We start from the raw sequence: 19643 nt of genomic DNA on the forward strand, positions 1-19643 counted from the left end.
CCTAGCTCGAAAGATAGAGACGTGACTGTCAACGACGACTCGTTCACCAACTGGAAGAACCGCGAAGAGATCGCGGAATCGATGATCCCGATGATCGGGAAGCTGCACCGGGAGCAGGACGTCACGATCCTGCTGCACAGCCGTTCCCTGGTGAACAAGTCGGTGGTCAGCATCCTCAAGACCCACCGCTTCGCCCGCCAGATCGCCGGCGCGGAACTGTCGGTCACCGAGACGATGCCCTTCCTCCGGGCACTCACCACCCTCGACCTCGGTCCCTCGCAGATCGACATCGGCATGCTCGCCGCCACCTACAAGGGCGACGACCGCGGACTCACCATCGAGGAGTTCACCGCCGACGCCGTCGCCGGGGCCACCGGCGCCAACAAGATCGACCGCCGCGAGCCGCGCGACGTCGTCCTGTACGGCTTCGGCCGCATCGGCCGGCTCGTCGCCCGCCTGCTGATCGAGAAGGCCGGCTCGGGCAACGGCCTGCGGCTGCGCGCCATCGTCGTCCGCGGGGGTGGCGACCAGGACCTCGTGAAGCGGGCCTCGCTGCTGCGCCGTGACTCCGTGCACGGGCAGTTCCAGGGCACCATCACCGTCGACGAGGAGAGCAGCACGATCCTCGCCAACGGCAACGCGATCAAGGTGATCCACGCCGACGACCCCTCGCAGGTCGACTACACGGCGTACGGCATCAAGAACGCCATCCTCATCGACAACACGGGCAAGTGGCGTGACCGCGAGGGCCTGTCGAAGCACCTGCGCCCCGGCATCGACAAGGTCGTCCTGACCGCCCCGGGCAAGGGCGACGTCCCCAACATCGTGCACGGCGTCAACCACGACACCATCAAGCCGGACGAGCGGATCCTGTCCTGCGCGTCCTGCACCACCAACGCGATCGTGCCGCCGCTCAAGGCGATGGCCGACGAGTACGGTGTGCAGCGGGGCCACGTGGAGACCGTCCACTCGTTCACCAACGACCAGAACCTGCTGGACAACTACCACAAGTCGGACCGCCGCGGCCGCAGCGCGCCGCTGAACATGGTCATCACGGAGACCGGTGCCGCCTCCGCCGTCGCCAAGGCGCTCCCCGACCTCAAGGCGCGGATCACCGGCAGCTCGGTCCGCGTGCCCGTGCCGGACGTGTCCATCGCGATCCTGAACCTCCAGCTCGCCCGCGAGACCACCCGCGAGGAGGTGCTCGACCACCTCCGCGAGGTGTCGCTGACCTCGCCGCTCAAGCGCCAGATCGACTTCATCAGCGCGCCCGACGCGGTCTCCAGCGACTTCATCGGCTCGCGCCACGCCTCGATCGTCGACGCCGGAGCGCTCAAGGTCGAGGGCGACAACGCGATCCTCTACCTCTGGTACGACAACGAGTTCGGCTACTCCTGCCAGGTCGTCCGCGTCGTGCAGCACGTCTCCGGGGTGGAGTACCCGACGTACCCGGCCCCGGCGGTCTGATCCGGAGTACGCGCGAGGGGGCGGCGGGACACGGTTCCCGCCGCCCCCTCGGGCATCAGCCGGCCGCGGCCCGGGCATGCGTGTGATGGCGTTCCCGCCCGGACGCCCCGCGTGGCACGACGGCCGGCTGAAACGAGAATGGCTCCATGGACGCACTGGTACGGCGCTCCCCCTGGGTCGGGGTGCTGACCTGGTGCGTGGCGGTGCTGAGCCTGACCGTCCTGGCCGCGGCGGCCGTCATCCGCAGCACGGTGCTCGACCCGGGCTTCTACGGCCAGGTGCTGGAGGACGAGCGGGCCTACCAGCGGTTCTACGACGAGGTACTGGTGGACCCGGGCAGTACGCCGTTCACCAGCGAGCTGCTGGACCGGCTCCCGGTGCCGCAGTCGACCGTCACCTCGAACCTCAAGGTCGTGATCCCGCCGGAGACCCTGCGGACCATGGGGGACCGTCAGATCGCCGAGGTGGTCCACTACCTGGAGGGCGACCGCGACCGACTGCGGATCACGGTCGACCTGGAGCCCGTGGTCGCGAACGTCGAACGGCTCAGCCAGGCCTACTTCGGTGATGCGGTCGCCGCGCTCCAGGAGCGGTCGGAACCCGACTTCCAGGCCTTCGTACAGCGCATGTCCGAACTGGCGGCGCGGGTGGTGGCCGGTGAGGCACCGCTGGAGGGACTGCCGTCACTGCCGCTCTCGCACAGCCAGGCGGTCGCGGCCACGGACGCGCTGATGCCCCTGCTGCCCAGCACCGAGCGCGCGGGCCTGCGGCCCAGCGTACAGACGGCCCTGGACCGCGGGGACCTCGCCTCGGCACTGGCCGCGATCGCGCCGGTCGTCCTGACGGACCAGGTCCGGGACGCCGCCACCGAACTGCTGAGGGAGGCGAGGCAGGGCACCTGGGTCGTCTCGGTCGACGTCGACCCCGCCGCCGAGGCGCTGGCTCCGGTGGACCGCGCCCGGTCGGTGACCCGGCTCTTCCAGGAGGTGGTGGAACCGGCGGCGGCCGTGCTCGGCGCCGCCGCGCTCACCCTGTTGTGGCTCTCCACGCCCGGGCCCGCCAGGCGCCGGCTGATGCCGCTGGGCTGGGCACCGGCGGCCGCCGCGGCGCTGCTGGCGCTGACCGTGCTGGGACTGCGGCTCACCCTGCGCGACACGCTGTTCGGCCGGCCGCCGTCGTGGCCACCGGCGGCCTCGGGCCTGCTCGCCGACGTCCAGGCCACCGCGCTCGACCGGCTCCTGACCACCGCCGTGGTCGTCGCCGTGATCCTGCTCGCCGCCGGCGCCCTGCTGATCCTCGTGGGCTGGGTCTGGGAGACCCGGCCCAGCGTGCCGGTCCTCACCGACCCGCGGCACGGTCCGACGCTGACCTTCGCCGTGACCGCCTGCGCGCTCGTCGGGACGATGGTGGCGCCGGTGGCGATCACCGGCTCCTCGCCGCGCATCTGCCAGGGCAGCGCCGAGCTGTGCGACGCCCGCTACGACGAGATCGCCCAGCTCGCCTCGCACAACGCGATGGCCACGACCGCGGACCGGTTCATCGGCCCGCTGCAGGACCCGGACATCGTCGGCCAGCTGGGCGCCGGGGTGCGCGTCCTGCTGCTGGACACCCACGAGTGGGAGCGGCCCGAGGAGGTCGCGGACCGGCTGAGCACCTCGGACTTCTCCCCCGACCTGCGCCGGCGGCTGACCGGGATCCTGGGGCGGGTGAACCCGCCGCACCCGGGTCTGTGGCTGTGCCACTCGGTGTGCGGTGCCGGGGCGCTGGAACTGGTCCCCACGCTGGGCCAGATCGGTGACTGGCTGCGGGACAACCCGACCGAGGTGGTCACCCTGATCCTCCAGGACGGCCTGGATCCGGTGACGACCCAGGACGCCCTGCTCCAGGCCGGGCTCGCCGATCTGCTGTACCGGCCGGACCCGGACCCGGACCGCCCCTGGCCGAAGCTCAAGGACATGATCGACAGCGGCAGGCGGCTGGTCGTGTTCGCGGAGCAGGCGGACGGCCCCGCGCCCTGGTACCGGAACCTCTACCGGTACGGCATGGAGACGCCCTTCGCCTTCCGCAGCCCGGACGAGATGTCCTGCGTGCCGAACCGGGGCGGCTCGGACAAGCGGCTCTTCCTGCTCAACCACTTCGTCACGGCCGGCGGCGGGCTGCGGCTGGACGCCGGGACCGTCAACTCCCGGGAGCGGGTGCTGGAGCGGGCGCACAACTGCGAGCGGCAGCGCGGCAGACCCGTCAACTTCATCGCCGTGGACTACGCGACGATCGGCGACGCGCTGGGCGCGGTCGAGGAGCTGAACGCAGAGCGGCTGGAGGACGACGCCCGCGACCCGGTCGAACGGTCGCCGGACCGGCTGCGCGCGGGGGTCCCGCCGGTGCGGGACGGCGCGCCGGTTCGGTGACGGCACGGAGCCCGGCGACGCGGTGGTGCTCCGCGTCGCCGGGCGGGTGCCGCCGGACCGGGGTCTACCTGTTGATCTTGAACTGGGAGCCCGGCTCTATCTGTACGTCCTCCTCCGCCGAGTTGGTGATCGTGACGTCCGTGAGGGTCGCGCTGCCGCGGGCGCCGCCCATCGCGAGGATGCCGGAGCCGTTGTTGGACTTGTCGATGCGGACGTTGGTGATCTTCACGTCCGGCATCGCACCGCCTCCCGTCTTGAACTGGATGCCGTCGTAGGTCGAATCGAGGATCTCGGTGTCCCGGATGGTCACGCCCGGGATGTCCTGGCCCTGCGCGAACAGGGTGATGGCGCCGAACTCCTGGTCCTCGTTCCAGAACGCGCCGCCCGTGCGGTGCAGGGCGTTGCCCGCGATGAGGGTCTGTCCGGAGAAGGGCAGCGGGTCATGGTCGGTGGCGAGCATGATGCCGGGGTAGTTCATGGTGTCGGAGATGACGTTGTTCTCGATGGTGTTGCCGTAACCGCCGTACACCGCGATGCCGTTGGCCCGCCAGGGCAGCTGGATGGTGTTGTTGCGGAAGTGGTTGTCGTGGCCGACGTCCACGGAGGTGTCCTTCACGTACTTGCTGGCCCACACGGCGAGCGCGTCGTCGCCGGTGTTGCGGAAGGACGAGTTGTAGACGGTGGAGTTGCGGGTGCCGTTGGCGAAGTTGATGCCGTCGGCGTAGGTGTTGCGGATGCGTACGCCGGTGAACTCCAGGCCGTCGCCGGGGCCCCACAGCTCGGGGATGTTCGAGTAGTCGCGGCCGGCCCAGACACCGACGTTGGCGTGCTCGATCCAGACGTTGGTGATCTTGGTGTCCTTGCCGAAGCGGCCGTTGAGTCCGACGCCGCCCTCGTGGTTGCCGTCGCCGCCGCGGATGGTGCCCGAGCCGAAGATGGCGATGTCCGAGATCTTGGTGTTGTCGTCGATGTCGAAGCCGAAGTTGCCCTCGTGCGGGTGGTTGATGCCGCCCGCCTCGTGCGGCGGGGTCAGCGTGTAGAGCTGGGAGTGCCACATGCCGGCGCCCAGGATGGTGACGTCGCGGATGCCGACCTGGTTGAACTGGCCGCGGTTCTGCGGGTCGTCGGTGAGGATCTTCTGTTCCTGGCGCCACTGTCCGGCCGGGATCCAGACGCACTCGATCTGGCCGTTCTGGTCGGCGGTGACGGCGCGCTGGATGGCGTCGGTGTCGTCGAGGCCGTCGCCGGGGACGGCTCCGTACTGGGTGATGGAGGTGCAGTTCGCCGGCTTGGCCGCGGGGGCCGCGACCTGCTCCAGATCGATCAGGTCGATGACGTAGAAGGCGGCGGTGTCGCCCGCGTCGCGCTGCAGGCGGAACTCGGTGCCCTGCGGGAAGGTCCTGTTCAGCAGGGCGTGGGACTCGTCGAACAGGCGCCGCGCGTCGCCGCCGGGCCGGTTGGTGAGCCCCTCGGGGTCGTCGGTGCTGCCGTACAGCCAGCTGTGCTTGGACGAGAGGTTCAGCTTCTGCACGAACTGGCCGTTCGCGTAGAGGCTGATGGTGGCGTCCGCTCCCCCGCCGCCCGGGGCGTCGGGGATGGAGTTGCGCACCACGATGGAGTTGGTGGGCGTGGTGGAGGTGAACTCGACGTGGTCGCCGGTGGAGTCGAGCCGGACGGACTCGCGGCCCGAGGACTCGGTGCCGAAGTTGGTGTGCCCGAAGGTCCGCTTGGCGTCGGAGGTGAGCAGTGTGCCGTCGTACCGGCCGTCCTCCGCCTCGTACTCGGTGTACGGCACGGCGGCGCCGCGTCCGACGACGAGGGACTTGGCGAGCACGTTGTTGTTCTCGTTGGTCTCGTCGACGACGCCGGTGGCGTCGGCGGAGGCGGTGAGCGTGACGCCGCCGCCGGTCGCCTTCCAGGTGCCGCTGACGGGCACGTTCACCGTGGCTCCGGCGGCCACCTGGCCGGTGGTGCCGTTCAGGGTGGTGGAGCCGGCCTGGATCCGGGTCACCGAACCGGCCGCGGCGGCGCTGGTGCCGCGGTTGTGCACGGCGACGGTGAAGGAGACGTCGGCGCCCACGGCCGGGTTGGCCGGGTTCGTGGTGATGGACCGCACCTCGAGGTCCGGGCCGGGTGCCTGGCCGACGACCAGCCGGTCGGTGGCGGTGCGGCTGTTGTTGGTGTCGTCGAGTTCGGCGACGGTGTCGCGGGGGTCGGCGACCGCGGCGACCGCGTAGCTGCCCGCCGCATGGGTGCCGGTGGAGACGGCGACGTCGGCGGACTGGCCGGGGTCGAGCGCGGGGACGGAGGCGCTGCCGGCGGCCGTGCCCTCCACGGTGACCTCGGTGGTCGTCGCGGCCGAGCGCGCGGTGCCGGCGTTGCGGACCGTGGCGTTCACGGTGACCTCGTCGCGCTCGGAGGGCGCGGCGGGCGACCAGTCGAGGCCGGTGACCGTGAGGTCGGGCGCGGGCGCGGCGGTGCCGAGGACCTGGAACTCGGCGACCTGGCCGCCGGGCGCCCCGGTGTTGGAGAAGAACCTGAGCCGCACGTCGGCCATCCGGCCGCTGACCGGGATGCTCACGGTGTTGGCCTGGCCGGGGCTGAAGGCGTAGTCGGCGCGGTCGCGCAGCGAGGTGAACCCGCTCGCGCCCGCGGCCCGGCCGAGGACCTGGATGCTCTGGGTCCGCGCGGCCCACACCGGGTCGGGGTTGAGTTTGACCACCACGCCGCTGACGTCCGCGTCGGCGCCGAGCTTGACGGTGAGGTCGGCCGGGTGTCCCGCGGCTTCCCAGTACGTCGAGGTGGAGTCGTCGGTGGCGTTGGCCGCGACGTAGGACTGCGTCGACGAGGTGGCCTCGACCGGCTTGTTGCGGGCGAGGTTGGTGCCGGTGGGCGGCGGGCCCGGGTCGGTCTCGTCGCCGTAGACCTCCAGTTCGGACAGTTGCGCGGCGTTCCAGCCGGTGTTGCCGGTGATGTCGACGCGGATGTAGCGGGCGTCGGCGGAGGTGCCGAGGTCGACGGCGACGGTGTTGGCGCGTTCGGGGCTGAACGCCCGTGCGTCCGCGGCGGCGAGGGTGCGGAAGGTGGAGCCGTCGGTGCTGCCCCGTACGGAGAGGCTCTGGCTGCGGCTCTCCCAGCCGGCGGGCAGTTTGAGCACCACCCGGTCGACGTCGCGGGCGGTGCCGAGGTCGACCTGGAGCCATTGGGGGAAGGAACCGGCCGGGCCCTCCCAGTAGGTCGCCTGGGTGCCGTCGGTGGCGTTCCCCGCGGGGTAGGCGCCGTGCGAGCCGCCCGCCTTGGCCGGGCGGCCGAGGGCCAGGTTGACGTCGGCGGCGGCCTTCGCCGGGGCTGCCTGCGCGGTGGCGGCCAGGGGCAGCGGCAGCAGCCCGACCGTCATCAGCCCGGCTACGGCGGCGCCGGGCAGCGACCGTCGGCCGAGAGATCTCCATCTCATGGGGGTCCTCTGTTCCGTGGGGAGGCGGTGAGCGCGACAGTCCGGCAGGGAGGGAGAGCACCGATCCTGCGCGCCAATTGAGCAGGACAGTCGATTCTTTGCGGAAAGTGCGTCATCAGGTTTCTAGCGCGTCACCAGTTTGTCAACGGTCGTGTTCAAGGCGGGAGTTGGCACGCAATTGACTTGCCCAGCTTGCGTCGTGCTTGCGTACGGGTTGAGCTGCGCGGGGATGAATCAGCTGGCATGGATGGGCGGTTCGAAGCTTGTCGGCCACGCAAGTCGCGCACGGAGGCGAGAAACAGAAAGGCCGGCTCGACGCCGTGAGGCGTCGAGCCGGCCCTTGCCGTTGCGAGGTCCCCGGAGGGGACGGATCAGTCCGTGCCGGACTCCATGGCGGCGCGGTCGAGCAGTTCGTCCTCGGCGGAGACCTGGCCGCGCGAGGCGATGGCCTCGGCGCCGCCCTCGGGCATGGCGCCGATCAGCCCGGTCGCGGCGGCCTGGGCCGCGCCGATGGTCGGGGTGGCGGTACCGATCAGCCCGAGGCCGGCGTACTGCTCCAGCTTGGCGCGCGAGTCGGCGATGTCGAGGTTGCGCATGGTGAGCTGACCGATCCGGTCGACCGGGCCGAACGCGGAGTCCTCGGTGCGCTCCATCGAGAGCTTGTCGGGGTGGTAGCTGAAGGCCGGGCCCGTGGTGTCGAGGATGGAGTAGTCCTCACCCCGGCGCAGCCGCAGCGTGACCTCGCCGGTGACCGCCGAGCCGACCCAGCGCTGCAGGGACTCCCGGATCATCAGCGACTGCGGGTCGAGCCAGCGGCCCTCGTACATCAGCCGGCCCAGGCGCCGCCCCTCGGCGTGGTACTGGGCGAGGGTGTCCTCGTTGTGGATGGCGTTGACCAGACGCTCGTACGCGGCGTGCAGCAGGGCCATGCCGGGGGCCTCGTAGATGCCCCGGCTCTTGGCCTCGATGATCCGGTTCTCGATCTGGTCGGACATGCCCATGCCGTGCCGGCCGCCGATGGCGTTGGCCTCCATCACCAGGTCGACCGGGGAGGCGAACTCCTTGCCGTTGACCGTGACCGGGCGGCCCTGGTCGAAGCCGATCGTCACGTCCTCGGCCGCGATCTCGACGGACGGGTCCCAGAACCGCACGCCCATGATGGGCTCCACGGTCTCCACGCCGGTGTCGAGGTGCTCCAGCGTCTTGGCCTCGTGGGTGGCGCCCCAGATGTTGGCGTCGGTGGAGTACGCCTTCTCGGTGGAGTCCCGGTACGGGAGGTCGTGGGCGACGAGCCACTCCGACATCTCCTTGCGGCCGCCCAGCTCGGTCACGAAGTCCGCGTCCAGCCACGGCTTGTAGATCCGCAGCTGGGGGTTGGCGAGCAGGCCGTACCGGTAGAACCGCTCGATGTCGTTGCCCTTGAACGTGGAGCCGTCGCCCCAGATCTGGACGTCGTCCTCGAGCATCGCCCGCACCAGGAGCGTGCCGGTGACGGCGCGGCCGAGCGGCGTGGTGTTGAAGTAGGCGCGCCCGCCGGAGCGGATGTGGAACGCCCCGCAGGTGAGCGCGGCCAGGCCCTCCTCCACCAGCGCCGCGCGGCAGTCGACCAGGCGCGCGATCTCGGCGCCGTAGGTCTTCGCACGGTCGGGCACCGAGGCGATGTCGGGCTCGTCGTACTGGCCGATGTCGGCGGTGTACGTGCAGGGCACGGCGCCCTTGTCACGCATCCACGCGACCGCGACCGAGGTGTCGAGGCCGCCCGAGAAGGCGATACCGACGCGCTCGCCGGTGGGAAGGGAGGTGAGGACCTTGGACATAGGAAGAGTATGCATGATGACGCATGACCATGCAAAGTCTCTCGCTCGATCTCCCCCTCAGCGGGTCGGCAGCGCCACGTACTGGTACTCCAGGAACTCGTCGATGCCGACCCTGCCGCCCTCCCGGCCGAGGCCCGACTGCTTGACGCCGCCGAAGGGGGCGGCCGGGTTGGAGACCAGGCCGGTGTTGAGGCCGACCATGCCGGTCTCCAGGCGTTCGCTGACCCGCAGCCCGCGGTCCAGGCCCTCGGTGTAGAGGTAGCCGACCAGGCCCCAGGGGGTGTCGTTGGCGCGGCGCACCACCTCGTCCTCGTCGTCGAAGGTGAGGATCGCCGCGACGGGGCCGAAGATCTCCGTGTCCATGAGCGCGCTGTCCGGGGAGACGTCCGTGAGCACGGTGGGCGGGTAGAAGCAGCCGGGGCCCTCGGGTGTCCGGCCGCCGACCAGCACCCGGGCGCCGCGCTCCACCGCGTCGGCGACCAGTTCCTCGACCTTGGCGCGTCCGGCGGCGTCGATGAGGGGGCCCACGTCGACGCCGTCCCGGGTGCCCGGGCCCACCACCAGCGCCTCCATCCGCCGGGCCAGCCGCCGCGAGAACTCCTCGGCCACCGGGCGGTGCACGAAGAAGCGGTTCGCGGCGGTGCACGCCTCGCCCATGTTGCGCATCTTGGCGATCATCGCGCCGTCCACGGCGGCGTCCAGGTCCGCGTCGTCGAAGACGATGAACGGCGCGTTGCCGCCCAGCTCCATCGAGGTCCTGACGACCGTGTCCGCGCACTGGGCGAGGAGCAGCCGTCCGACGGCGGTCGAGCCGGTGAAGGACAGCTTGCGGATCCGGCCGCCGCGCAGCAGCGGTTCGCAGACCTCTCCCGCCCTGGAGGTGGGGACGACGTTCAGCACCCCGTCCGGCACTCCGGCCTCCTTGAGAATGGCGGCCAGGGCCAGACTGGAGAGCGGGGTCTGCGGGGCCGGCTTGTGCACCATCGTGCAGCCGGCCGCGATCGCCGGGGCGATCTTGCGGGCGCCCATGGCGAGCGGGAAGTTCCACGGGGTGATCAGCAGACAGGGCCCGACCGGGCGCCGGGAGAGCAGCATGCGGTTGCGCCCGTCGGGAAGGAGGCCGTGGCCGCCGTCGATCCGGACCGCCTCCTCGGAGAACCAGCGGAAGAACTCGGCGGCGTAGGCGACCTCGCCCCGGGCCTCGGCCAGCGGCTTGCCCATCTCGGAGGTCATCAGCCGGGCGAGTTCGTCCGTGCGCTCCAGGACGATCTCGTGGGCCCGGCGCAGGATCTCGCTGCGCGCCCGCGGTGCCGTCCGGGCCCACGCCTCCTGCGCCCGGACGGCGGCGTCCTCGGCGAGCCGGGCATCCTTGGGTCCGGCGTCGGCCACGTGGCGGACGGTCTCGCCGGTCGCGGGGTCGTCCACGGGCAGGACTGCGCCGTCCGCCGCGTCCGTCCACGCGCCGCCGATGAAGAGCTGGGTCGGTGTGTCGGTCATGGGGTCCCTCCTGGTCGCCCGGCCCGGAGGCCGGGCTCGGTCTGCGTGTGCTCGGTCCGCCCGCCCGCCTCGCGCGGGCGGCGGCCGTCGGGTCACTGATCGGCCGCTCCCGGTGGGTCGGCCTCGGCAGGCGGACCCGGTCCGCCGCGCCCCACGTGCCGGCCTCGACGGCCGGACCCGGCCGGCGCGGGCACCGGAGCGGGTCCGCCCGCCCTCCCCGCGCGGGCGACGGCCGTCGGGTCACCGGTCGGCCGCTCCCGGTGCCCCGGCCTCGGCAGGCGGACCCGGTCCGCCGCGCCCCACGTGCCAGCCCCGACGGCCGGACCCGGTCGGCCCGGGCACCGGAGCGCCTGCCCGCCTCACGACGACGGCGGCCGTCCGGTCACCGGTCCGCCGCCCCCGACGTGCCCGCCTCGACGGCGGCGGACCAGGCCCGCAGGCCCTCGTCGACCGCCGTCTCGTCGATCACCAGCGCGGGGATCATCCGGACCACCTGGTTCCAGGCTCCGCAGAGCAGCAACAGCAGGCCCTCGTCGACCGCGGCCCGCTGGACCCGGGCGGCCGTCCCGGGGTCCGGGTCCCCGCTCTCGGTGACGAACTCGCTGGCCAGCATCAGCCCCATGCCCCGCACGTCCCCGATGGCGGGTGTCCGCGCCGCCACCTCCTCCAGACCGCGGCGCAGGCGCGCGCCCATCGCCTCCGTGTTCTCCACCAGTTTCTCGTCGCGGACGACGTCGAGGGTGGCGCAGGCCGCCGCGCAGGCCACCGCGTTGGCGCCGTACGTGCCGCCCTGCGAGCCCGCCCACGCCTTGGCCATCAGTTCCTCGGAGGCCGCGATCGCGGACAGGGGGAAGCCGCTGGCCAGGCCCTTGGCAGTGATCAGGATGTCGGGGGTGACGCCGAAGTGCTCGTGGCCCCAGAAGCGGCCGGTGCGGCCCACGCCGGTCTGCACCTCGTCCAGGATCAGGAGGAAGCCGTGGCGGTCGGCGCGCTCGCGCAGGCCCTCCATGAAGGCGCGGGTCGCGGGGACGTAGCCGCCCTCGCCCAGGACCGGCTCGACGATGACGGCGGCGGTGTCGGCGGGCGAGGTGATCGTCTGGAGGGTGTAGTCCAGCTCCTGGAGGGCGAAGCGGGTGGCGGTCTCCTCGTCCCAGCCGTAGCGGAAGGCGGTCGGGAAGGGGGTGACGACCACGCCGCTCATCAGCGGCGAGAAGCCGGACCGGAAGCGGGTGCCCGAGGTGGTCATGGACGCGGCGGCGACGGTGCGGCCGTGGAATCCGCCGTGGCAGACCAGCACGTTGGGGCGGCCGGTGGCCTGGCGGGCCAGGCGCAGCGCCGCCTCCACCGCCTCGCTGCCGGAGTTGGTGAAGAACAGGCTGTCCAGACCGGTCGGCAGGACCTCGCCGAGCTTGTCGACGAGGCGCCGCAGCGGCTGGTGCATGACGGTCGTGTACTGGCCGTGGACCAGGGTGCCCACCTGCTCCTGGGCGGCGGCCACCACCCTGGGGTGGCAGTGTCCGGTGCTGGTGACGCCGATGCCGGCGGTGAAGTCCAGATAGCGGCGGCCGTCCTCGCCATGGATGTGGACGCCCTCGCCCCGGACGGCCACCACGGGCGTTGCCTGGCGAAGGTGCGGCGACAGTGCGGTCATGCTCGTCTCCCGGCGTGATCGTCGGTCTGCTGCGGTGCCCCGAGCCTTCCCGCCGGGGCGGGCCCGCCAACGCGTGATCTGTCCGGCTCGGGCCCGGTATCCGGACGATGTGTCAACCGTGCGGCGCCGCGCGCGCCGCCGGACCGCGCCCGCGCGACCCTCTGAGCGCTCTTGCGCAGGTCAAGGAGGCTTGTCAGAGTGACCAGGGGCACAGGGAGGCACCGTGAGCGAGAACCGGCACCCGGGTCCGGAGGGCCGCCCGCCCACGGTGGCGGACGTGCTGGCCCTGCCGGTGCTGGCCGGGGGCGAGCCGCGGGTGGTCACCGGCGCCGACCGCGTGGACCGCCCGGTCCGGTGGGTCCACGTCACCGAGCTGACGGACCCGGCGTCGTTCCTCAAGGGCGGCGAACTGGTCCTCACCACGGGCATGCCCCTGCCCGAGGACCCGGCGGGGGTACGCCGCTACGTCGACGAACTCGCCGACGTCGGTGCAGCCGCCCTGGTCATCGAGCTGGTACGCCGCTACCACCGGCCGCCCGACGCACTGGTCCAGGCGTGCCGGGCGCGCGGGCTGCCCCTCGTCACGCTCGCGCGGGACGTCAACTTCCTGGAGGTCACGCAGGTCGTCCACGCGCTGATCCTCGGCGGCCAGGCGGACGCGATGCGCAGGACGCAGCGGGTCCACGAGGCGTTCACCGCGCTCACCCTGCGCGGCGCCGGTCCGCAGGACGTGGTGCGCGCGGCGGCGGAGATGAGCGGACGCACGGTCGTGCTGGAGAACCTGGTCCACCGGGCCCTGGTCTGCGAGCCCTCGGGCAGTACGGCGCAGGCCGCGCTCAGCGGATGGGAGCGGCGCTCCCGGACCACACCGGCGACCGACCGCACGGGCCTGGCGGGTCCCGAGGGGTGGCTCGTGGCCCCGGTGGAGTACCGGGGCGAGGGCTGGGGGCGGGTCGTCATGCTGCCGGGCGGGGGCCGGGCCTTTGGACCCGAGGACGTCACCGTGCTGGAGCGGACCGCGATGGCCCTCACCATCGCCCGTCTCACCCACGCCACGCCCTGGGAGCGCAGCGCCCACCGCACCGCCCTGCGGGACCTGGCCGAGCGGCGCCACCGCTCCCCGGCGGACGCGCGCGCCCGGGTCGCGGCCCTCGGGCTGCCCGCGGCGGACACCCGCTTCGTCGCCGTACTCGCGGACCTCCCGGGAGAGGAGGACGCCTCGACGGCCGAGGCCCGGCTGTCCGAGGAGCTGAGCACGTCCGGGTCGCGGGCGCTCGTCGGCCTGCTCTCCCCCACCCGCCTGGGTGTCATGCTGGCGCTGCGCCCGTCGCCGCCCTGGCGGGAGGCCGTCGAGCGGCTGAGCCGGGGCGTGCTGGACGCCGCTCCGGACGCTGTCGTGAGCGTCGGCTCCCCCGCCCCGGATCTCGACGGCGTCGCGCGTTCCTTCGGCGAGGCGGCCCGGGTGGCCGAGGCCACCGAGCCGGGCCGGCCCCCACCGCCGGACCGCTCCTTCCACGAACGGGCGGACGTCGGCCTGGGCCGGCTGCTGTTCGCGCTGCGCGACGACACCCGGGTCCAGGACTACGCGGAACGGCAGTTGGGCCGGCTGCTCGACCACGACGCCCGGCACGGCACCGACCTCGTGACGACCCTGCGCGGCTATCTGGACGCCGCGGGCAACAAGACCGTCGCCGCCCGGTCGGCCGGGCTGTCCCGGGAGACCGTCTACCAACGGCTGCGGACGATCGAGCGGTTGCTCGGGCGCGACCTGGAGTCCGGCGAGCAGCGCACCGAACTCCACGTCGCGCTCCAGGCGCTCGATGTGCTGCGGGGCGGCTGACCCGGGCGCCTCAGCCGCCCGCCGACGGTTCCTGACCGAAGACCGCGTGCAGCCGCCGTGTGTGGTCGACCCGCCGTGGCGGACCGGTGAGGGTGACCGTCGCCGTCAGGGGCGGCGCGGTGCTGGACGCGGCGAACCGCAGTTCCAGCGCGCCGGGTTCGACGACCCGGTGGCCGTCGCGTCCCGTGAAGGAGGCGAGGTCGGCCGGGACGACGGCGCGGACTCTGCGGGCCTCGCCGGGCGCCAGCGGCACCCGGGTGTAGCCGACGAGGCGCTGAACCGGCTGGACGACGGAGGCCACCGGGTCGTGCAGGTAGAGCTGGACGACCTCGGTGCCGTGCCGTTCGCCGGTGTTGCGGACGGTCAGCGCCAGCGAGAACTCGCCGTCGGTGGGCGCCTGTTCCACGTCCACCGCGAGGTCGCTCCAGGCGAACGTGGTGTACGTGAGGCCGTGCCCGAAGCCGAAGGCAGGCGTCGGGTCGATGCTGGACACCTCGCTCGCGTGGGCGAGCCGCGCCCCCAGATAGGTCGTCGGCTGCGCACCGGCTCCGCGGGGCACGCTGACCGGCAGCCGGCCGGAGGGAGCGGTACGCCCGCTGAGCACGCCCGCGAGGGCGGCGGTCCCCTCCTCTCCGGGGAAGAAGGACTGCACGATCGCGGCGGCCTCCGTCACGGCCCGGCCCAGCGCGTAGGGCCGGCCCGCGAGCAGCACCGTGACCACCGGCGTGCCGGTGTCCAGCAGGGCGTCGAGGAGCCGTTGCTGGGCGCCGGGCAGGGCGAGCGACTCGACGTCGCAGCCCTCGCCGCTGGTGCCGCGTCCGAAGAGTCCGGCGCGGTCGCCCAGGACGGCGACGACGACGTCCGCCTCCCGGGCCGCGCGGACGGCCTCGGGGATGCCGGAGACGTCGCCGTCGTCGACGCCCGTGCCGTGGGCGAGCGTGAACTCGGTGTCGGGGAACTCCGCGGCCAGGGTGGCGCGCAGGGTGGGCAGGTCGATGCCGACCGGGGTGGCGGGGTGGTGGACGCCGATGTGCTGGGGGAAGGAGTAGCAGCCGAGTACGGCGGTGGGCTCGTCGGCGTTGGGTCCGACCAGGGCGATGCGGCGCGGCCGGGCGAGGGGCAGCGTGCCGTCGTTGCTCAGCAGCACGACCGCTTCCTCGGCGACGGTGCGGGCCAGTTCGCGATTGCGGGGCCCGTCCAGGTCGATCCGGCCGCGCAGGGCCTCCGGGTCGTCCAGGTCCGCGCCGTCCAGTGCGGCGGGCACCGGGTTCCAGTCCGGGTCGAGGAGCCCGAGGAGCGCCTTCTGGGTGAGCACCCGGCGCAGGGCGCGGTCGATCACCTTCTCGGGGACCCGGCCGGCGGCGACCGCCTCCACCAGGGGCGCGCCGAACGTCTTGACGGTGGGCAGCTCGACGTCGACGCCCGCCCGCAGCGCGGCGCCCGCGGCCTCCGCCCAGTCGGCGGCGATGCCGTGCAGGGTCTTGAGGAAGGCGATGCCGAAGTAGTCGGCGACGACGGTGCCGTCGAAGCCCCAGGTGTCGCGCAGCAGCCCGGTGAGCAGGTCCTCGTCGGCGGCCGCGGGAACGCCGTCGGTGTCGGTGTAGGCGTGCATCACCGACCGGGCGCCGCCCTCGCGGACCGCCATCTCGAAGGGCGGCAGCAGGACGTCGGCGCGCTCGCGCGGGCCCATCGGGGAGGGCGCGAGGTTGCGTCCGGCGCGGGAGGCGGAGTAGCCGGCGAAGTGTTTGAGGGTGGCGACGACACCGGCGCCCTCCAGGCCGCGCACGTAGGCGGTGCCGATGGTGCCGACGAGGTACGGGTCCTCGCCGATGGTCTCCTCGACCCGGCCCCAGCGGGCGTCGCGCACCACGTCCAGGACGGGTGCGAGGCCCTGGTGGACGCCGACGGACCGCATGTCGCGGCCGATGGCGGACGCCATGCGGTGGACCAGGTCCGGGTCGAAGGTGGCGCCCCAGGACAGCGGGACGGGGTAGGCGGTCGCGCCCCAGGCGGCGAAGCCCGCCAGGCACTCCTCGTGCGCGACGGCGGGGATGCCGAAGCGGTTCGCCGAGGCGATGCGGGCCTGGGTGCGCAGCAGCGAGAGCGCGCCGAGCGCCGGGTCGACGGGGGCGGTGCCGAAGGGCCGGGTCAACTGGCCGAGGCCGGTGGGCAGGAGCGCGTCGAGGTCGACCGCCTCCTCCATGTCGTGCTGATGGGGGGCTACGTCTCCGCCCTCGTCGGACGCGCCGACCCAGACGCCGTAGAGCTGGGCGATCTTCTCCTCGGGGGTCATCGCCTCGATGAGCGCGGACACCCTGGTGGTGACGGAGAGGGCGGGGTCGTTCCAGAGGGGGATTTCGGGGTGGGTCTCAACCGCCACGTTGTGGATCACTTTCCTCCGACGCCCATCAGGCCCTGGACCAGGGCGCGACGGGCGAACAGGTAGACGAGCAGGACGGGCACCATGGACAGCACCACGGCTCCCAGCAGGCCGGGGATGTCGATGCCGTGTTCGGTCTGGAAGTTGTAGAGGCCCAGGGTGACGACCTTGGTGGCGTCGGACTGGGTCAGGACGAGCGGGAACAGGAAGCCGTTCCACGCCTGGAGGGCGGAGAACACGACGATCGTGGAGAGTCCGCCGCGCGACAGCGGCACCACGAGCTGGAAGAACATGCGCCGCGGGGTGGCGCCGTCCATGGTCATGGCCTCGAACAGCTCCGGGGAGATGTCCCGCATGGCGCCGCTGAGGATCAGCGCCGACATCGGGAGGCAGAACGCGGTCGTGGGCAGGATGACGCCGAGCAGATTGTCGTACAGCCCGGCCTCGCTGATCAGGTAGAACATCGGCACGATCACCGCCTGGGCGGGGATGGCGAGGCCGAGCAGGAAGAGCCGGAAGACCGCCGACGTGGCCCGGCCGCGGCTGCGCACGATGGCGTAGGCGAGGGGCGGGACCAGCAGCAGGACGAGGCCGACCACGCAGGCCGTGACGACGAGGGTGTTGAGGAAGTACCGGCCGAAGCCGGAGTCGAAGGCGCCGGTGTAGTTGTCCAGGGTGAAGCTGTCCGGTATCGACACCGGACCGTGCTCGGCGTAGTCCTGCCGGGTGCGCAGGGTCGCGGCGAGCAGCACGTACAGCGGCAGGCCGACCAGGAGGAGCCAGACGAGCGAGCCGGCGCCGGCCAGGTAGTTCGGTCGGCGCCTCATGACACACCCTCCATGGAACTGCGCATCTTGTCGTAGCCGGAGACCCGGACGACGATCAGCGAGATGACCGTGGCCGCGACGACCAGGGCCAGGGCGATCGCGGAGCCGGTGCCGTAGTCGAAGCTCTTGAACGCCTTGTCGTACATGTAGTAGGCGCTGATCGTGGTGTCGGTGCCGGGGCCGCCCTGCGTCAGGATGAGGACCGTCTCGAACGTGGTCAGGCCGCCGACGATCATCAGGATCATCGAGGTGATCATGGCGGTGCGCAGCTGCGGCAGTGTGATGTGGAAGAACTGCCGGTAGCGGCCCGCCCCGTCGACCTCCGCCGCCTGGTACAGCACCTGCGGGACGGCGCGGGCGGCACCCTGGTAGATCAGCGTGTGGAACGGGGTGAACTGCCAGGTGCTGACGAACGCGAGGACCCCGATGGCGGTGGCCTGCTCACCGAACAGGTTTCCGTCGCCGAACAGCCAGGTCGCGTCGGCCGGGATGCCGAAGTTCGGGTCGAGCAGCGCCCGCCACAGCACGGACACGGCCGTGGCGGACAGCAGCAGCGGGATGAAGTAGATGACCGACAGGACGGCGCGGTTGCGCTGGTGCCCGGCGGCCCAGACGCCGAGCAGGATGCTCAGCGGGGTCTGGAGGGCCACGCCGAGCGCGGTCAGCAGCAGGGTCAGCCAGACGCTGTCGAGCATGACCGGGTCGTCGGCGAGGCGCGACCAGTTGTCCGTGCCGACGAACTCGGGCGGGCTGATGCCGTCCCAGCTCATGAAGGACAGCACCGCCACCATGATCAGCGGCACGATCGCGAAGAGGGCGAAGAACACTGCGGCGGGCAGCGCCCAGACGAAGCCGGGCCGGGCGCTCGTGGTCTGTGTGGTCATGGGCCGTTCGTCAGTCGGTCGGGAGGGCCTGCATGGCCTTGATGAAGCCGTCCGTGTCGAGCTGTCCGTTGAAGAACTGCTGGATGGCCTTGTGCATGTCGGAGCTCGCCTTCTGCGGGTACGCCTGGTCCCAGGAGAGCTGGAACGACGGGGCGTCGGCGACGAGGTCGTACTGGAAGCGCGAGTACTCGGGGGTGCCCGAGCCGTCGATGAACTTGTCGGTGTTGGTCGTGGTCGGCAGGTTGCCGATGTCCAGTTGCGCCTTCACGAACTCGTCGGAGTACATGAGCTTCAGGAACTCGGCGACGGCCTCGGGATGCTTGGTCTTCTTCATCACCGAGTAGTAGTTGTTGGTGTTGCCCGCGACGGCGGCCGGGTCGCCCTTGCCGCCCTCGACGGTCGGGAAGGCGCTGTATCCGAGGTCCTTGCGGGCGAACTCCTCGTGGTCCGTGAGCTGCTGGGAGTAGTACCAGGAACCCATCAGCTCGAAGCCGGCCTTGCCCGAGGCCACGAGCTGGACCGAGCCGCCGTTGGTGTACTTGACCGAGTCGTAGTTCTTGCCGAAGGCGCCGGTGTCGACCAGCTCCTTGATCATGCCCAGGGCCTTCCTGCTCTCCGCGCTCTCCCAGGCGCTCTTGTCGCCCCCGACGGCCTTCGCGAACAACTCCGGTCCGGCGGTGCGGTCGTAGAGGTACTGGAACCACATCTGGGTCGGCCAGACGTCGCCGCCGCCGAGCGCGATCGGTGTGACCCCCTCGTCCTTGAGCTTCTCCACCGCGTCGAGCAGCTCGTCCCACGTCTTGGGCGGCGCGACGCCCGCGTCGTCGAGGACCTTCTTGTTGTGGAAGAGCAGGACCGGCTGGGTGCCGCGCATCGGGACGCCATACGGCTTGCCGTCGACGACGGCGCTCTCGAAGACGGACGGCAGGAACTTCTTCTCGAGGTCCGGGTCCTTCTCGATGAGGCCGTCGAGCGGCAGCAGCAGGTCGGCCTCGACGAACGGCTTGATGCTGCCGCCGCCCCAGTTGAAGAACACGTCCGGTGCCTGCGGCGTGCTGATGATCGTCTGGAGCTTCTTCTGGTAGTCGGCACCGGGGATGGTGTCGAGGACGGCCTTGACGTCGGACGTCTTGTTGAAGGTGTCGACGATCTGCTGCTCGACCTTGTTGCTCGCGTCCCCGTAGACCAGAACATGGATCTTGCCGTCGTCGGACGACGCCCCGCCGTTCCCGTCGCCGCAGGCCGACAGGCTCAGCGTCAGGGCGAGCGTCGCGGCGGTGGCGACGAGTCCGGGCAAGCGCGCACGTTTCTTCATCGTCTGCCTTTCGAAAGTTTCGGTGCCGTCACCGAAAGCTCATGGTGTCGGACAGTAAAGTCAGACGGGAATCTTGGTCAATGGCCGTGCAGACGCGGACTCA

The 19643-nt window shown here is 71.9% G+C and carries 11 protein-coding genes; 3 read left to right on the plus strand and 8 right to left on the minus strand.

The features are described 5' to 3' along the window. Positions 1-21: 21 nt before the first annotated feature. Positions 22-1467, plus strand: a complete 1446-nt coding sequence (locus ACGF3J_RS22190) for a glyceraldehyde-3-phosphate dehydrogenase (RefSeq protein WP_161332289.1) — start codon at positions 22-24, stop codon at positions 1465-1467. A gap of 146 nt (positions 1468-1613) precedes the next feature. Next, a complete protein-coding gene (locus ACGF3J_RS22195; RefSeq protein ID WP_393854514.1) occupies positions 1614-3875 on the plus strand; it encodes a hypothetical protein in 2262 nt (753 codons plus the stop codon). Between the two features lie 64 nt (positions 3876-3939). Here the strand turns inward: ACGF3J_RS22195 and ACGF3J_RS22200 are convergent, their stop codons facing one another. The 4 genes from ACGF3J_RS22200 to ACGF3J_RS22215 all read right to left on the minus strand — a co-directional run bounded on the left by ACGF3J_RS22200 (position 3940) and on the right by ACGF3J_RS22215 (position 12294). Further along, positions 3940-7329, minus strand: coding sequence for a CARDB domain-containing protein (locus tag ACGF3J_RS22200; RefSeq protein ID WP_393854515.1), 3390 nt, complete (start codon positions 7327-7329; stop codon positions 3940-3942). A gap of 371 nt (positions 7330-7700) precedes the next feature. Continuing rightward, on the minus strand, positions 7701-9146 hold the full coding sequence (gene argG / locus ACGF3J_RS22205; protein ID WP_125490728.1) for an argininosuccinate synthase: 1446 nt from the start codon (positions 9144-9146) through the stop codon (positions 7701-7703). A gap of 57 nt (positions 9147-9203) precedes the next feature. Beyond that, the gene (locus tag ACGF3J_RS22210) at positions 9204-10643 is read right to left on the minus strand and encodes an NAD-dependent succinate-semialdehyde dehydrogenase (RefSeq protein ID WP_161332680.1); all 1440 of its coding nucleotides are present in this window, start codon (positions 10641-10643) and stop codon (positions 9204-9206) included. Positions 10644-11025: 382 nt separating this feature from the next. After that, complete coding sequence (locus ACGF3J_RS22215; RefSeq protein ID WP_393854516.1) at positions 11026-12294, minus strand: aspartate aminotransferase family protein; 1269 nt, start codon at positions 12292-12294, stop codon at positions 11026-11028. A 223-nt stretch (positions 12295-12517) separates the two neighbouring features. Between ACGF3J_RS22215 and ACGF3J_RS22220 the strand changes: the two genes are divergently transcribed. Beyond that, positions 12518-14134 carry a PucR family transcriptional regulator gene (locus ACGF3J_RS22220; RefSeq protein ID WP_161325964.1) on the plus strand — a complete coding sequence of 539 codons (1617 nt, stop codon included), beginning with the start codon at positions 12518-12520 and terminating at the stop codon, positions 14132-14134. A gap of 10 nt (positions 14135-14144) precedes the next feature. Here ACGF3J_RS22220 and ACGF3J_RS22225 read toward each other — a convergent pair whose 3' ends face one another. The 4 genes from ACGF3J_RS22225 to ACGF3J_RS22240 are packed head-to-tail and all read right to left on the minus strand — an operon-like array spanning position 14145 to position 19540. Continuing rightward, complete coding sequence (locus ACGF3J_RS22225) at positions 14145-16526, minus strand: glycoside hydrolase family 3 N-terminal domain-containing protein (protein WP_393854517.1); 2382 nt, start codon at positions 16524-16526, stop codon at positions 14145-14147. After that, a complete protein-coding gene (locus tag ACGF3J_RS22230) occupies positions 16523-17341 on the minus strand; it encodes a carbohydrate ABC transporter permease (protein WP_161330184.1) in 819 nt (272 codons plus the stop codon). Before ACGF3J_RS22230 ends, ACGF3J_RS22225 begins: the two co-directional genes overlap by 4 nt. Then, positions 17338-18225, minus strand: a complete 888-nt coding sequence (locus ACGF3J_RS22235; RefSeq protein ID WP_161330183.1) for a carbohydrate ABC transporter permease — start codon at positions 18223-18225, stop codon at positions 17338-17340. The genes ACGF3J_RS22230 and ACGF3J_RS22235 overlap by 4 nt, the downstream gene beginning before the upstream one ends. Before the next feature lie 10 nt (positions 18226-18235). Next, complete coding sequence (locus ACGF3J_RS22240) at positions 18236-19540, minus strand: ABC transporter substrate-binding protein (RefSeq protein ID WP_161330182.1); 1305 nt, start codon at positions 19538-19540, stop codon at positions 18236-18238. Between the last annotated feature and the right edge of the window lie 103 nt (positions 19541-19643).

The organism is Streptomyces sp. NPDC048171, from assembly GCF_043202655.1.
Lineage (GTDB): Bacteria > Actinomycetota > Actinomycetes > Streptomycetales > Streptomycetaceae > Streptomyces.

Bases quoted from the DNA above. Each gene is read 5' to 3' on its own strand.
- ACGF3J_RS22195 (WP_393854514.1), top strand. From the start codon at position 1,614: ATGGACGCACTGGTACGGCGCTCCCCCTGGGTCGGGGTGCTGACCTGG.
- ACGF3J_RS22200 (WP_393854515.1), bottom strand. From the start codon at position 7,329: ATGAGATGGAGATCTCTCGGCCGACGGTCGCTGCCCGGCGCCGCCGTA.
- argG (WP_125490728.1), bottom strand. From the start codon at position 9,146: ATGTCCAAGGTCCTCACCTCCCTTCCCACCGGCGAGCGCGTCGGTATC.
- ACGF3J_RS22210 (WP_161332680.1), bottom strand. From the start codon at position 10,643: ATGACCGACACACCGACCCAGCTCTTCATCGGCGGCGCGTGGACGGAC.
- ACGF3J_RS22215 (WP_393854516.1), bottom strand. From the start codon at position 12,294: ATGACCGCACTGTCGCCGCACCTTCGCCAGGCAACGCCCGTGGTGGCC.
- ACGF3J_RS22230 (WP_161330184.1), bottom strand. From the start codon at position 17,341: ATGAGGCGCCGACCGAACTACCTGGCCGGCGCCGGCTCGCTCGTCTGG.
- ACGF3J_RS22235 (WP_161330183.1), bottom strand. From the start codon at position 18,225: ATGACCACACAGACCACGAGCGCCCGGCCCGGCTTCGTCTGGGCGCTG.
- ACGF3J_RS22240 (WP_161330182.1), bottom strand. From the start codon at position 19,540: ATGAAGAAACGTGCGCGCTTGCCCGGACTCGTCGCCACCGCCGCGACG.